Source organism: Proteus terrae (assembly GCF_003144325.1).
GTDB classification, from domain to species: domain Bacteria; phylum Pseudomonadota; class Gammaproteobacteria; order Enterobacterales; family Enterobacteriaceae; genus Proteus; species Proteus terrae.
Genome location: NZ_PENS01000010.1, coordinates 100,868 through 113,708 on the forward strand (window position 1 = coordinate 100,868; position 12,841 = coordinate 113,708).

Genomic DNA, 12,841 nt, shown 5'->3' on the forward strand with positions numbered 1-12,841 from the left:
AATATGAAACTTGAATTTTCGATTTATCGTTACAATCCCGACGTTGATAATGCGCCGCATATGCAAGATTACACCCTCGAAGTTCCTGAAGGGCGTGACATGATGCTGTTGGATGCATTAATTCAGCTAAAGGAAAAAGATCCTACCTTATCGTTCCGTCGTTCTTGTCGTGAAGGTGTTTGCGGCTCTGATGGCGTGAACATGAATGGTAAAAATGGTTTGGCTTGTATCACACCTATTTCATCTTTACAGAAAGGAAGTAAGAAAATTGTGATCAGACCGTTACCCGGTTTACCAGTAATTCGTGATTTAATAGTGGATATGACTCAGTTCTATACACAGTATGAGAAAATTCGTCCGTATTTAATTAATAATGGCAAAAATCCTCCTGCTCGTGAGAACTTACAGTCACCAGAACAGCGTGAAAAGCTTGATGGGCTTTACGATTGTATCCTTTGTGCTTGTTGTTCAACCTCTTGCCCATCATTCTGGTGGAATCCAGATAAGTTTATCGGGCCTGCTGGATTGCTAGCGGCTTATCGTTTCTTGATTGATAGTCGCGATACAGAAACTGAATCTCGTCTTGATGATCTTAACGATGCGTTCAGTGTGTTCCGTTGTCACGGCATCATGAACTGTGTCAGCGTATGTCCTAAAGGACTCAATCCAACAAAAGCGATTGGTCATATTAAGTCAATGTTGTTAAAACGTAGTGCATAAAATAATAACCGCCCTAAAATAGTTAGGGCGGTTAATGGAAAAACTAAGTTAGACGTTTGCGGTAAAAATAGTAAGGCACCTTTAAACACTGTAAGACAGTGCTTAAAGGTTCCTTGAGAGCTAAAGCTCCATATTTAAAGAACCTGCGAGATAGCGGGTCATAAGAGAACCTTGCAATCGACACCGTTTAATCACGGTATTAGTTATCCACGGCGAACTAAAGCTGTATAGCTTAAGGGATCATAATGCAGAACGGCGCAATGAAGGACTGGCTAGAATCAACTTTTCTAGCAGGAGAGAATCAGTCTTACATAGAAGATATCTATGAAGATTACCTAACTGACCCAAACTCTGTTGACGAAAGTTGGAGAGAGATTTTTCAACAACTGCCCGCAAGTCAAGGCATAGAACAGTCGCATTCTCAAACCCGCGACTACTTCAGACGCCTCGCAAAAGAATCCACTCGATATCATACCTCGGTAAGCGATCCGGCAATGGACTCAAAACAAGTTAAAGTTTTGCAGCTCATAAATGCCTTCCGTTTTCGTGGTCACCAAAACGCTAATCTCGACCCGCTTGGTTTATGGAAACAAGAATCTGTTCCAGATTTAGATCCTGCTTTCCATAATCTAACTAAAGAAGACTTTGAAGAAACCTTCAACGTCGGTTCTTTTGCTATCGGCAAAGAAACGATGAAATTAGGTGATTTATATGAAGCACTGAAGCGCATTTACTGTGGTTCAATTGGTGCTGAATATATGCATATCACTAATACTGAAGAAAAACGTTGGCTACAACAACGTTTAGAATCAGTAAATGTTGCAGATCAATTCACTAAAGAAGAAAAGTTACGCTTCCTGACAGAGCTAACGGCAGCTGAAGGTTTAGAGCGCTATTTAGGTGCAAAATTCCCGGGTGCAAAACGCTTCTCTTTAGAAGGTGGTGATGCATTAGTTCCGATGTTAAAAGATTTAATTCGCCATGCAGGTAAACAAGACACTCGTGAAGTGGTTCTTGGTATGGCGCACCGCGGACGTTTAAACGTTCTGGTTAATATCCTAGGTAAAAAACCAGCTGATTTATTTGATGAATTTGCGGGTATTCATAAAGAACATTTGGGAACCGGTGACGTTAAATATCACCAAGGTTTCTCATCTGACTTTGCGACTGAAGGGGCTCAAGTCCACCTCGCATTAGCCTTTAACCCATCTCACCTAGAGATTGTTAGCCCAGTTGTAATTGGTTCTGTGCGTGCTCGTCGTGATCGCTTAGATGAAGCGCGTAGCAATATGGTTCTTCCTATCACTATTCATGGTGATGCGGCAGTAACAGGTCAAGGTGTTGTACAAGAAACCTTGAACATGTCTCAAGCGCGCGGTTATGAAGTAGGTGGTACAGTTCGTATTGTTATCAATAACCAAGTTGGTTTTACGACTTCAAATCCAAAAGATGCCCGTTCAACACAATATTGTACTGATATTGTGAAAATGGTTCAGGCTCCAATTTTCCACGTTAATGCAGATGATCCTGAAGCGGTAGCTTTTGTGACTCGCTTAGCATTGGATTTCCGTAATACCTTTAAACGCGATGTTATGATTGATCTCGTTTGTTACCGTCGTCATGGTCATAACGAAGCGGATGAACCAAATGCAACTCAGCCTCTGATGTATCAAAAAATCAAAAAACATCCAACACCACGTAAAATTTATGCGGATAAACTGGTTGCTCAATCACTGCTTGATGCCAATGATGTGACTGAACTGGTTAATCTTTATCGTGATGCGCTGGATCGTGGTGACTGTGTTGTTGAAGAGTACCGTCCAATGGGTCTGCATTCTTACACATGGGAACCGTATTTGAATCATGAATGGAATGAAGAATACCCACATAAAGTAGAAAAAGCGCGTTTACAAGATTTAGCGCGTCGAGTGAGTACCGTTCCTTCAGAAATCGTGATGCAATCTCGTGTTGAGAAAATTTATGCTGACCGTGCTGTTATGGCTGAAGGTGAGAAACTACTCGATTGGGGTGCCGCAGAAACATTAGCGTATGCGACTTTAGTTGACCAAGGTATCACCATTCGTCTTTCTGGCGAAGATGCGGGACGAGGTACATTCTTCCATCGTCATGCGGTTATTCATAACCAAACAAATGGTTCTGTTTATGTACCATTAGCCAATGTTCATAATGCTCAAGGACAATTTAATGTCTGGGACTCTGTATTAACAGAGGAAGCTGTACTTGCGTTTGAATATGGTTATGCCACAACAGAACCTCGCGGTTTAACAATTTGGGAAGCACAATTTGGTGACTTCGCAAACGTTGCCCAAGTAGTTATCGACCAATTTATTAGCTCTGGTGAGCAAAAATGGGGTCGTATGTGTGGGTTAGTCATGCTGTTACCGCACGGCTATGAAGGCCAAGGCCCAGAGCACTCCTCTGCACGCTTAGAACGTTATCTGCAACTGTGTGCAGAACAAAATATGCAGGTTTGTGTGCCATCAACTCCGGCTCAGGTTTACCATATGTTACGCCGTCAAGCGTTACGTGGTATGCGTCGCCCACTTATCGTAATGTCACCAAAATCACTGTTACGTCATCCATTAGCGGTTTCTGAATTGGATGAATTAGCAAATGGTAAATTCTTACCTGTCATTGGTGAAATGGATGATTTAAAACCTGCTGATGTGAAACGTGTTGTGATGTGTTCAGGTAAGGTTTACTACGATTTATTAGAACAGCGTCGTGCTAATGAGCAAAATAACGTTGCTATTATTCGTATTGAACAACTGTATCCATTCCCACACGAAGATATGGCGCAAATTCTCGCACCTTATGCTCATGTAAAAGAGTTTATTTGGTGCCAAGAAGAGCCTCTGAATCAAGGTGCTTGGTACTGTAGTCAGCATAACTTCCGTGATGCTATTCCAGCAGGCGCAACATTACGTTATGCAGGACGCCCTGCATCAGCCTCTCCAGCAGTTGGTTATACCTCTGTTCATCAGGAGCAACAAAAAGCTCTGGTTGAAGACGCACTGAAAGTTGAATAAATAAGGATAGAAAATGAGTAGTGTAGATATTCTAGTACCGGATCTCCCTGAATCAGTTGCTGACGCATCGGTCGCAACTTGGCATAAAAAACCTGGTGATAGCATTCAACGCGATGAAGTGCTGGTTGAAATCGAAACAGATAAAGTTGTTTTAGAAGTACCTGCAAGTGAAGCAGGTGTTTTAGAGAGTATTCTTGAAGAAGAAGGCGCTACTGTTGGTTCACGCCAATTACTAGGTCGCATTCGTTTAGGTGATAGCACAGGCATTCCTGCTGATGTGAAACCAGCTCAAGATAGCACTCCAGCACAGCGTCAAAGTGCTGATATTGCTGAAAAAGGCAATAACGATGCATTAAGTCCAACTGCGCGTCGCTTAGTGGCTGAACACGATATTAACCCTGCGGATGTGAAAGGCAGTGGTGTAGGCGGACGTTTAACTCGCCAAGATATCGAAGGTCATGTTGCGAATAAATCAACTACACAACCAGTAGCAGAAGTTCCTCAAGCACTGTTATCTCACCGTAGCGAAAAACGTGTACCAATGACACGTTTACGTAAACGTGTAGCAGAGCGCTTACTAGAAGCGAAAAACACCACTGCAATGTTGACAACGTTTAACGAAATCAACATGCAGCCAATCAAAGATTTACGTGCTCAGTATGGTGAAGCATTCGAAAAACGCCACGGTGTACGTTTAGGCTTTATGTCTTTCTACATTAAAGCTGTTGTTGAAGCACTGAAGCGCTATCCAGAAGTGAATGCTTCTATTGATGGCACTGATGTGGTTTATCACAACTACTTTGATATCAGTATTGCAGTATCAACACCTCGTGGTCTGGTAACGCCAGTATTACGTGATGCAGATGCTATGAGCATGGCGGATATTGAGAAGAACATCAAAGCGTTAGCTGTAAAAGGTCGTGACGGTAAGTTAACTGTTGAAGACTTAACAGGTGGTAACTTCACTATCACAAATGGCGGTGTTTTCGGTTCATTAATGTCAACTCCGATTATCAACCCACCACAAAGTGCCATTTTAGGGATGCATGCAATTAAAGATCGCCCAATGGCAGTAGACGGTCAGGTTGTTATTCTACCAATGATGTATCTGGCTCTGTCTTATGACCACCGTTTAATTGATGGTCGTGAGTCTGTCGGTTTCTTAGTAACCGTTAAAGAGATGCTAGAAGATCCAGCTCGTTTATTACTGGATGTATAGGTAATAAATATCGCTTTTAGGCAGGAGATGCTCCTCCTGCCTACTTAGCAACAGACACAAGCATCAAAGAAGTACAGTGTGTTCGTGAAGCCAGATCCTTCTGGCTTATAGTCAAAAAAATAAGAAAGCCCGACTTTCAACAAGATTATGGATAGAACATCATGAATTTACACGAGTATCAGGCAAAACAGCTTTTCACACGGTATGGATTACCAGCACCTGCTGGTTTCGCCTGCTCCACACCGCGCGAGGCAGAAGAAGCTGCATCAAAAATCGGTCAAGGCCCTTGGGTCGTGAAATGTCAGGTTCACGCGGGTGGACGTGGTAAAGCGGGCGGCGTAAAAGTCGTTAAATCTAAAGAAGAGATCCGCGCATTTGCTGAACAATGGTTAGGCAAACGTTTAGTCACTTATCAAACAGACGCTAACGGTCAGCCTGTTACACAGATTTTGGTTGAAGCAGCCACCGATATCGCTAAAGAGCTTTATCTTGGTGCAGTTGTTGACCGTGGCACCCGTCGCATTGTCTTTATGGCATCAACAGAAGGCGGCGTTGAAATTGAGAAAGTGGCTGAAGAAACACCTGAGCTTATTCATCGCGCAATTATTGATCCACTGACTGGCCCAATGCCTTATCAGGGAAGAGAATTAGCATTTAAATTGGGTTTAAAAGGCAAGCAAGTTAGTCAATTTGCTAAAATCTTTATGGGATTAGCCTCTATTTTCTTAGAGCGTGATCTCGCTTTAATCGAAATTAACCCACTGGTTATTACTAAAGAAGACGATTTGATTTGTCTTGATGGCAAATTAGGCGTAGATAGCAACGCGTTATATCGTCAGCCAGAAATGCGTGAAATGCACGATCCTTCACAAGAAGATCCTCGTGAAGCACAAGCGGCACAATGGGAACTGAACTACGTTGCATTAGATGGCAATATTGGTTGTATGGTTAATGGTGCTGGTTTAGCGATGGGTACAATGGATATCGTTAAACTTCACGGCGGCGAGCCTGCAAACTTCCTCGATGTAGGTGGTGGTGCAACAAAAGAGCGCGTAACTGAAGCATTTAAGATTATTTTGTCAGATGAAAATGTCAGCGCTGTATTAGTCAACATTTTCGGCGGTATTGTTCGTTGTGACTTAATCGCAGATGGTATTATTGGCGCAGTTGAAGAAGTTGGCGTTAATGTTCCTGTGGTTGTTCGTCTTGAAGGAAACAATGCAGAGTTAGGCACCAAAAAATTAGCAGATAGTGGATTAAATATTATCGCTGCTAAAAGCTTAACGGATGCCGCGAAACAAGTTGTTGCAGCAGCGGAGGCAAAATAATGTCTATTTTAATTGATAAGAATACCAAAGTAATTTGCCAAGGCTTCACTGGTAGCCAAGGAACATTCCACTCTGAACAAGCTATTGCTTATGGTACGCAAATGGTCGGTGGTGTTACGCCGGGTAAAGGCGGTACTACGCACTTAGGTTTACCTGTATTCAATACAGTTCGTGAAGCAGTTGAAGCAACAGGTGCGACTGCGACAGTTATCTATGTACCCGCACCATTTTGTAAAGATTCAATCTTAGAAGCGATTGATGCAGGTATCAAACTAATTATTACTATTACAGAAGGTATTCCTACACTGGATATGCTGACTGTTAAAGTTAAATTAGATGAAGCTGGCGTACGTATGATTGGCCCTAACTGTCCGGGTGTTATCACTCCGGGTGAATGTAAGATTGGCATTATGCCAGGTCATATTCACTTACCAGGTAAAGTTGGTATTGTATCTCGTTCAGGTACATTAACTTATGAAGCTGTTAAGCAAACAACGGATGTTGGTTTAGGTCAATCAACCTGTGTTGGTATTGGTGGAGACCCAATTCCGGGTTCTAACTTTATTGATATTCTTAAGCTATTCCAAGAAGATCCACAAACAGAAGCGATTGTGATGATCGGCGAAATTGGTGGTACAGCGGAAGAAGAAGCGGCTGCTTATATCAAAGATCACGTCACTAAGCCTGTAGTCGGTTATATCGCAGGTGTAACAGCGCCTAAAGGCAAACGTATGGGACATGCGGGTGCAATTATTGCTGGTGGTAAAGGCACTGCGGATGAGAAATTCGCTGCCCTTGAAGCTGCAGGTGTTAAAACAGTTCGTAGCTTAGCCGATATCGGTGAAGCGATTAAATCACTGATCAAATAAGTAACAATTCTGTTAATAATTTCAGATTGATACTATCTCGAATGCCAGTTTCTAAAAAAAGAGCTGGCATTTTTTATTTTTAGTTTCATTTAAAAAGCTATATCAATAGCTAATATTGTAATTAACACATCAATACCCCACCTAAATTTATTCTAACAAACTGTTTTATATTGTTTTTTTAAGTTGATCTGTGTGTGCGAAATATTATTTCTCTATTTATTAACTTTCTTGTGGTGCCTAAAAGTAATGATATAAGCAATGAATAGATACCCAGGATTGTTAAAAATAATATTTTAAATGCATGTTTTAGTAAAAAAGAATATTAGCAGAAAAAATGAACCTCTATTTTATGCTGTTCGCAATATAGGTACTTCTATCAATATAGTAATAATTAGCTTTAAACCTGTACTAGGATCACGCTGTAACACTGATTTTTACTAAGGAAATGGGCTTTTAAACATGTTAATGAATGAGTAAGGAGTAGGGGAGATAAGGTCTTTAATAGCAAAAAATATCTTTTCATTATGTTAGAACATCAAAATGACGATTAAAGGGGAATTATGATCTCCTTATTACTATAAGAATTGATAATAAGAAGTTGGTTAGTATCTTGAAAATCACTTTGTTTGAATACGAAAACACAATGAAAGCTTTTTTATTTTTTCTTGCAATTTTTCAATAAATGACTTGTTTTTGTTTTCTATCTATTTGATTTTAAAAGTTATTTTTTATTGCATTAATGGCGATTTTACGTTCTATTTGTTAGATACAGATTTATTGCACTTAATTTATCTAGAATAAAAGAGAAACTAAAAAATAAATAATATTAAAAATTGATAATCCATATTGGACTTTTTATATATCTTGATTAGATAAAATAATAGAGTGATTTTTTTATATTTACATTTTTGTAAATTTCAACTTATTAATTAATAGATTATTTTTTTAAAATATTTATTATTTACCTGCAAAAAAATGAAATTGATATTAAAATTAATAAAACACAATTAAAAGTGTTTATTTTTAAGTCTTTTATGAAAATAAAAAGTTAATTTTATTATGGAAAATATAAGGAGGTAAATTACACTTAAAAATAAAAACAACATTGCATTAACACAATGGTAACTATTGGGTAATTTATTCGCAACTAGTTAACATCAAAGTGTTTTTTTGATGTGGGTCAAGTTATTAATTGTGGCAAAAATTTCTGAATATGCTTAAATTGGCACACGATCAAATATGCTATTACAAACCTAAAAGTCGTATTGTTGACCTAAGCTCAGAATTCAAATCTGGGTCACGCAAAATATATTTATTATATGTAAATATAAGCGTACTATTTGTAAGGTATTGTGTTTTTGGTCTTTAATATTCGTTGTTGTTTTTAGAGGCATTTATTGCTGGTAGTTATGAGGCTTTATAATTTAATAAAGTCGGGTTGCCGCAAGTCGGTGTCTTCCTGCTAGGAGCAAGGAGTCAAGATGTTTGATATTGTCGAACTGTCACGGTTACAGTTTGCCTTAACAGCAATGTATCACTTCCTGTTTGTCCCATTAACGCTGGGTATGGCGTTTATGCTGGCAATAATGGAAACGATATATGTCCTGTCGGGTAAACAAGTTTACAAAGATATGACAAAGTTCTGGGGTAAGTTATTTGGTATTAACTTTGCTCTGGGTGTCGCAACTGGGTTGACCATGGAGTTCCAATTTGGTACTAACTGGTCATATTTCTCTCATTACGTCGGTGATATCTTCGGTGCGCCTTTAGCAATCGAAGGTTTGATGGCGTTCTTCTTAGAATCAACTTTCGTCGGATTGTTCTTCTTTGGCTGGGATCGCTTAGGTAAGAAGCAGCACTTGATGGTAACTTGGTTAGTTGCTTTCGGTTCTAACTTCTCTGCTCTGTGGATCCTTGTTGCGAATGGTTGGATGCAAAACCCTGTCGCTGCAGACTTCAACTTTGAAACCATGCGAATGGAAATGTTGAGTTTTGCTGATCTGGTTTTAAACCCTGTCGCTCAAGTTAAATTTGTTCACACCGTTGCTGCTGGTTACTGTACTGGTGCATTCTTTGTTCTGGGTATCAGCTCTTATTACCTACTCAAAGGTCGTGATATCGGTTTTGCAAAACGTTCTTTCGCAGTTGCTGCGACTTTTGGTATCGCAGCTGTATTATCTGTTATCGTACTGGGTGATGAATCTGGTTACGAAATGGGTGACGTACAAAAAACTAAACTGGCTGCAATTGAAGGTGAATGGCATACAGAAGCAGCTCCAGCTGCATTTAATCTGATCGCATTCCCTAATCAAGAAAAAATGGAAAACTCGTTTGCATTACAAATCCCTTATGTCATGGGTATTATTGCAACGCGTTCTTTCGATACACCTGTTTTAGGTCTTAACGATCTGATGGGTCAGCATGAAGTTCGTATTCGTAACGGTATGAAAGCTTACGAATTATTAAGCGAATTACGCGCAGGTAATACTGATCCTGCTATTCGTGCTGCATTTAATGACGCTAAACAAGATTTAGGCTACGGCTTATTACTGAAGCGTTATACTGATAAAGTTGTTGATGCAACAGAAGAACAAATCAAAGCTGCTGCAAAAGACACTATTCCTAATGTCGCACCACTGTTCTGGTCATTCCGTATCATGGTTGCCGCAGGCTTCCTGATGTTACTGGTTGTTGCGATTTCTTTCTGGACAGTTCTGTCTAACCGTATTGGTAACTATAAATGGTTACTACGTGCTGCTCTGTTTAGTATTCCATTACCGTGGATCGCAGTTGAAGCAGGTTGGTTTGTTGCAGAATATGGACGTCAACCATGGGCGATTGGTGAAATCCTGCCTACGGCTGTAGCAACTTCTTCACTGACACAGGCTGATATCCTAGTATCTATGGGTCTTATCTGTGGTCTGTACACTCTGTTCCTAGTTGCTGAAATGTTCCTGATGTTCAAATTTGGTCGCCTTGGGCCGAGTAGCCTGAAGACGGGTCGCTATCACTTTGAACAGAAGAATGCATCTTCTGCACAAAGTAAGTAACACAGGAGTCCACTATGTTTGATTATGAAGTATTGCGGTTTGTTTGGTGGCTACTGATTGGTATCTTACTGATTGGCTTCGCGGTCACTGATGGTTTTGATATGGGTGTCGGTGTGTTACTACGCGTTATCGCGAAAGATGACACTGAACGTCGTATTTTAATTAACTCTGTTGCACCTCACTGGGATGGTAACCAAGTCTGGTTAATCACAGCAGGTGGTGCATTATTCGCTGCATGGCCAATGGTATATGCTGCGGCATTCTCTGGTTTCTATTTCGGTATGATCTTCGTACTGGCGGCATTATTCTTCCGTCCAGTAGGTTTTGACTACCGTTCTAAATTAGAATCACCAAAATGGCGTGGTATGTGGGATTGGGGTATCTTTATTGGTAGCTTCGTTCCACCATTAGTTATCGGTGTTGCTTTTGGTAACCTATTACAAGGTGTTCCATTAGAAGTCGATAGCATGCAACGTGTATCTTATAATGGTACAACTAACGCGCTTATCAACCTATTAAGCTTATTAAACCCATACGGTTTATTAGCAGGTGTTGTTAGCTTAATGATGATTGTTGCACATGGTGCAAGCTATCTTCAAATGCGTACTACGGGTGAGTTACACGAACGTACTCGTAAAACAACTTACATTACCTCTTTAATCACTTTCGTTGCTTTTGCATTAGCAGGCGTGTGGTTAATTTATGGTATTGATGGTTTCGTTATTACAAGTGCTATTGATACTGCAGGTCCTTCATCTCCACTACTAAAAACAGTTTCTCACGAAGCTGGTGCATGGATGATTAACTACAACAACTATCCAGTATTATGGGCTCTGCCTGCATTAGGTCTGTTATGTCCTTTACTGGCGATTGTTGCAACTAAAGCAAATAAAGGTGGTTGGGCATTCCTGTTCACTTCACTGACAATTGCTTGTGTTATCCTGACTTGTGGTGTGACTATGTTCCCATTTGTGATGCCTTCGAGCACTTTCCCAGATGTGAGCTTAACAATGTGGGATGCAACTTCTAGCCTGTTTACTCTTCAGGTAATGACAGTTGTTGCGATTATCTTCGTACCTATCGTTCTCCTTTACACCATCTGGTGTTACTGGAAAATGCATGGTCGCCTCGATAAGAAATTTATCGAAGGCAATAATCATACTCTGTACTAAGGAGCATAGAGAATGTGGTATTTTGCATGGCTTCTCGGAACGCTCTTCGCTTGTAGTATTGCGGTGATCGCAGGACTGGCTTTCGAGCACGCTGAAGCGAAAAAAACTTCAGGAAGTGAAGAATAATGTTGGATAAAAGCTACCAACTACTAGACAAGGGCCCTATTAGGGCTCTTGTTTTAATCATGGCGTTGGTAATGGCATTTTGTGTCATGTGGGACCCTAGCCGATTTGCAGCGAACACCAGTTCACTAGCAATTTGGCAAGGGATCCTTCTTATTTGGTCTGTGTGTGCTGGTGCAACTTTTGGTTTAGCATTTCGCCCTAAACATGTTGTCGCAAAATGTTTATTACATCCAATCCCTGCAATTATTATTTTAGTTGTTGGGTTAAGTTACTTTTTCTTCTAAGAAAATACCTTATTTCTGCTCAGTATATGAGAAAGAAATAAGGTATTTTATCTCCTAACTATTTCCTCTATATTCCCTCTAAATTTCCTCTCGCATCTAGCGTTATAGCTGGATATTTTCTTTTAAGTAATCAATAAAGAGACGCGTTTTTCTTGGAATATATTCGCTATAAGGGAAAATAATATTAACGGATTGCGTTAACAGGGAAACATCAGGAAATAGTACGACTAATTTTTTTTCTAATAATTCTTGTTGAATGTACCAATGCGGTAAAATAGTCATCCCAGAGTGCGTGAGTACCATTTTTTTTAATGCCGCAATAGTATTGGTTTCAAAATAAGCATCTTGAGCTAATTGAGAGAGTAGGGTATTAAATTCTGAAGATAATGAAAGTTTACTTTGACGTAAATTACTATTTGCTAAATAAGGAATAGCGCTCAAGTCGCCGATAGCTTTTATTGAGAACTTCTGCAATAAATCAGGAGAGATAACCAAACTTATCTTATAATCAGCCAGCTTTGTAGATCGGTAATTGCTGTCTTTCAATGTGCCAAGGCGGATCGCGAGATCAAGTTTATGATTTATTAAGTCTTCAATAGAAGAATTAAACGCATACTGCACTTTTAGCTTTGGATGTAATTGCATAAATTGATTAAGTAACGGCAAAATATAGTGTTCACCAAATTCTGCAGTCGAACTTAATCGCAACGATCCCTGTAATTCTTGTTGTCCTAATCGTGCCTTATCCAATGTTTGTTCTAACTGACTTAACACGAGGCGGAAATCTTGATAAAGCATTTCACCTGTTTCAGTGAGTGAGAATCGTCGCGTATTACGATTGAGTAATGACACATCCAATTCTGTTTCTAATGCTTTGATATGAATACTTACCATCGATTTACTTAGGCGTAAATATTTTGCTGCTTGAGTAAATGATCCGGTATCAACAACCGCAATAAAAGAGCGAATTCGATCAATTTGGTTTTGCATGATTGTTTACTCTGATTAAACAATAAATTCTAT

Annotated in this window: 10 protein-coding genes; 9 read left to right on the top strand and 1 reads right to left on the bottom strand. The window is 39.8% G+C overall.

From position 1 onward, the window contains the following. Positions 1-3: 3 nt before the first annotated feature. The 9 genes from DK857_RS11465 to ybgE all read left to right on the top strand — a co-directional run bounded on the left by DK857_RS11465 (position 4) and on the right by ybgE (position 11,818). On the top strand, positions 4-720 hold the full coding sequence (locus DK857_RS11465; protein ID WP_006537662.1) for a succinate dehydrogenase iron-sulfur subunit: 717 nt from the start codon (positions 4-6) through the stop codon (positions 718-720). 245 nt (positions 721-965) lie between these two features. Then, entirely contained in the window at positions 966-3,770 is a 2,805-nt protein-coding gene (gene sucA, locus DK857_RS11470; RefSeq protein WP_109393448.1) for a 2-oxoglutarate dehydrogenase E1 component, read from the top strand. A gap of 13 nt (positions 3,771-3,783) precedes the next feature. After that, positions 3,784-4,989, top strand: a complete 1,206-nt coding sequence (gene odhB / locus DK857_RS11475; RefSeq protein ID WP_088493413.1) for a 2-oxoglutarate dehydrogenase complex dihydrolipoyllysine-residue succinyltransferase — start codon at positions 3,784-3,786, stop codon at positions 4,987-4,989. Between the two features lie 161 nt (positions 4,990-5,150). Further along, positions 5,151-6,317: an ADP-forming succinate--CoA ligase subunit beta gene (sucC, locus tag DK857_RS11480; protein ID WP_109402232.1), complete on the top strand. Its 1,167-nt coding sequence runs from the start codon at positions 5,151-5,153 to the stop codon at positions 6,315-6,317. Then, the gene (gene sucD, locus DK857_RS11485) at positions 6,317-7,186 is read left to right on the top strand and encodes a succinate--CoA ligase subunit alpha (RefSeq protein ID WP_006537657.1); all 870 of its coding nucleotides are present in this window, start codon (positions 6,317-6,319) and stop codon (positions 7,184-7,186) included. Before sucC ends, sucD begins: the two co-directional genes overlap by 1 nt. Positions 7,187-8,667: 1,481 nt before the next feature. Next, positions 8,668-10,236 (top strand): cytochrome ubiquinol oxidase subunit I, encoded by a 1,569-nt coding sequence (gene cydA / locus DK857_RS11490; RefSeq protein ID WP_098943856.1) that lies wholly within the window; start codon positions 8,668-8,670, stop codon positions 10,234-10,236. Between the two features lie 14 nt (positions 10,237-10,250). Next, on the top strand, positions 10,251-11,408 hold the full coding sequence (gene cydB / locus DK857_RS11495; protein ID WP_098943855.1) for a cytochrome d ubiquinol oxidase subunit II: 1,158 nt from the start codon (positions 10,251-10,253) through the stop codon (positions 11,406-11,408). Positions 11,409-11,420: 12 nt separating this feature from the next. Continuing rightward, positions 11,421-11,534 (top strand): cytochrome bd-I oxidase subunit CydX, encoded by a 114-nt coding sequence (gene cydX / locus DK857_RS11500; RefSeq protein WP_109402233.1) that lies wholly within the window; start codon positions 11,421-11,423, stop codon positions 11,532-11,534. Next, on the top strand, positions 11,534-11,818 hold the full coding sequence (ybgE, locus tag DK857_RS11505; RefSeq protein ID WP_075672722.1) for a cyd operon protein YbgE: 285 nt from the start codon (positions 11,534-11,536) through the stop codon (positions 11,816-11,818). Before cydX ends, ybgE begins: the two co-directional genes overlap by 1 nt. Before the next feature lie 102 nt (positions 11,819-11,920). On the opposite strand, the gene DK857_RS11510 is transcribed toward ybgE, so the two are convergent. Beyond that, entirely contained in the window at positions 11,921-12,808 is an 888-nt protein-coding gene (locus DK857_RS11510; RefSeq protein ID WP_109402234.1) for a LysR family transcriptional regulator, read from the bottom strand. Between the last annotated feature and the right edge of the window lie 33 nt (positions 12,809-12,841).

Bases quoted from the DNA above. Each gene is read 5' to 3' on its own strand.
- sucC (WP_109402232.1), top strand. From the start codon at position 5,151: ATGAATTTACACGAGTATCAGGCAAAACAGCTTTTCACACGGTATGGA.
- ybgE (WP_075672722.1), top strand. From the start codon at position 11,534: ATGTTGGATAAAAGCTACCAACTACTAGACAAGGGCCCTATTAGGGCT.
- sucA (WP_109393448.1), top strand. From the start codon at position 966: ATGCAGAACGGCGCAATGAAGGACTGGCTAGAATCAACTTTTCTAGCA.
- cydX (WP_109402233.1), top strand. From the start codon at position 11,421: ATGTGGTATTTTGCATGGCTTCTCGGAACGCTCTTCGCTTGTAGTATT.
- cydB (WP_098943855.1), top strand. From the start codon at position 10,251: ATGTTTGATTATGAAGTATTGCGGTTTGTTTGGTGGCTACTGATTGGT.
- DK857_RS11465 (WP_006537662.1), top strand. From the start codon at position 4: ATGAAACTTGAATTTTCGATTTATCGTTACAATCCCGACGTTGATAAT.
- DK857_RS11510 (WP_109402234.1), bottom strand. From the start codon at position 12,808: ATGCAAAACCAAATTGATCGAATTCGCTCTTTTATTGCGGTTGTTGAT.
- sucD (WP_006537657.1), top strand. From the start codon at position 6,317: ATGTCTATTTTAATTGATAAGAATACCAAAGTAATTTGCCAAGGCTTC.
- odhB (WP_088493413.1), top strand. From the start codon at position 3,784: ATGAGTAGTGTAGATATTCTAGTACCGGATCTCCCTGAATCAGTTGCT.
- cydA (WP_098943856.1), top strand. From the start codon at position 8,668: ATGTTTGATATTGTCGAACTGTCACGGTTACAGTTTGCCTTAACAGCA.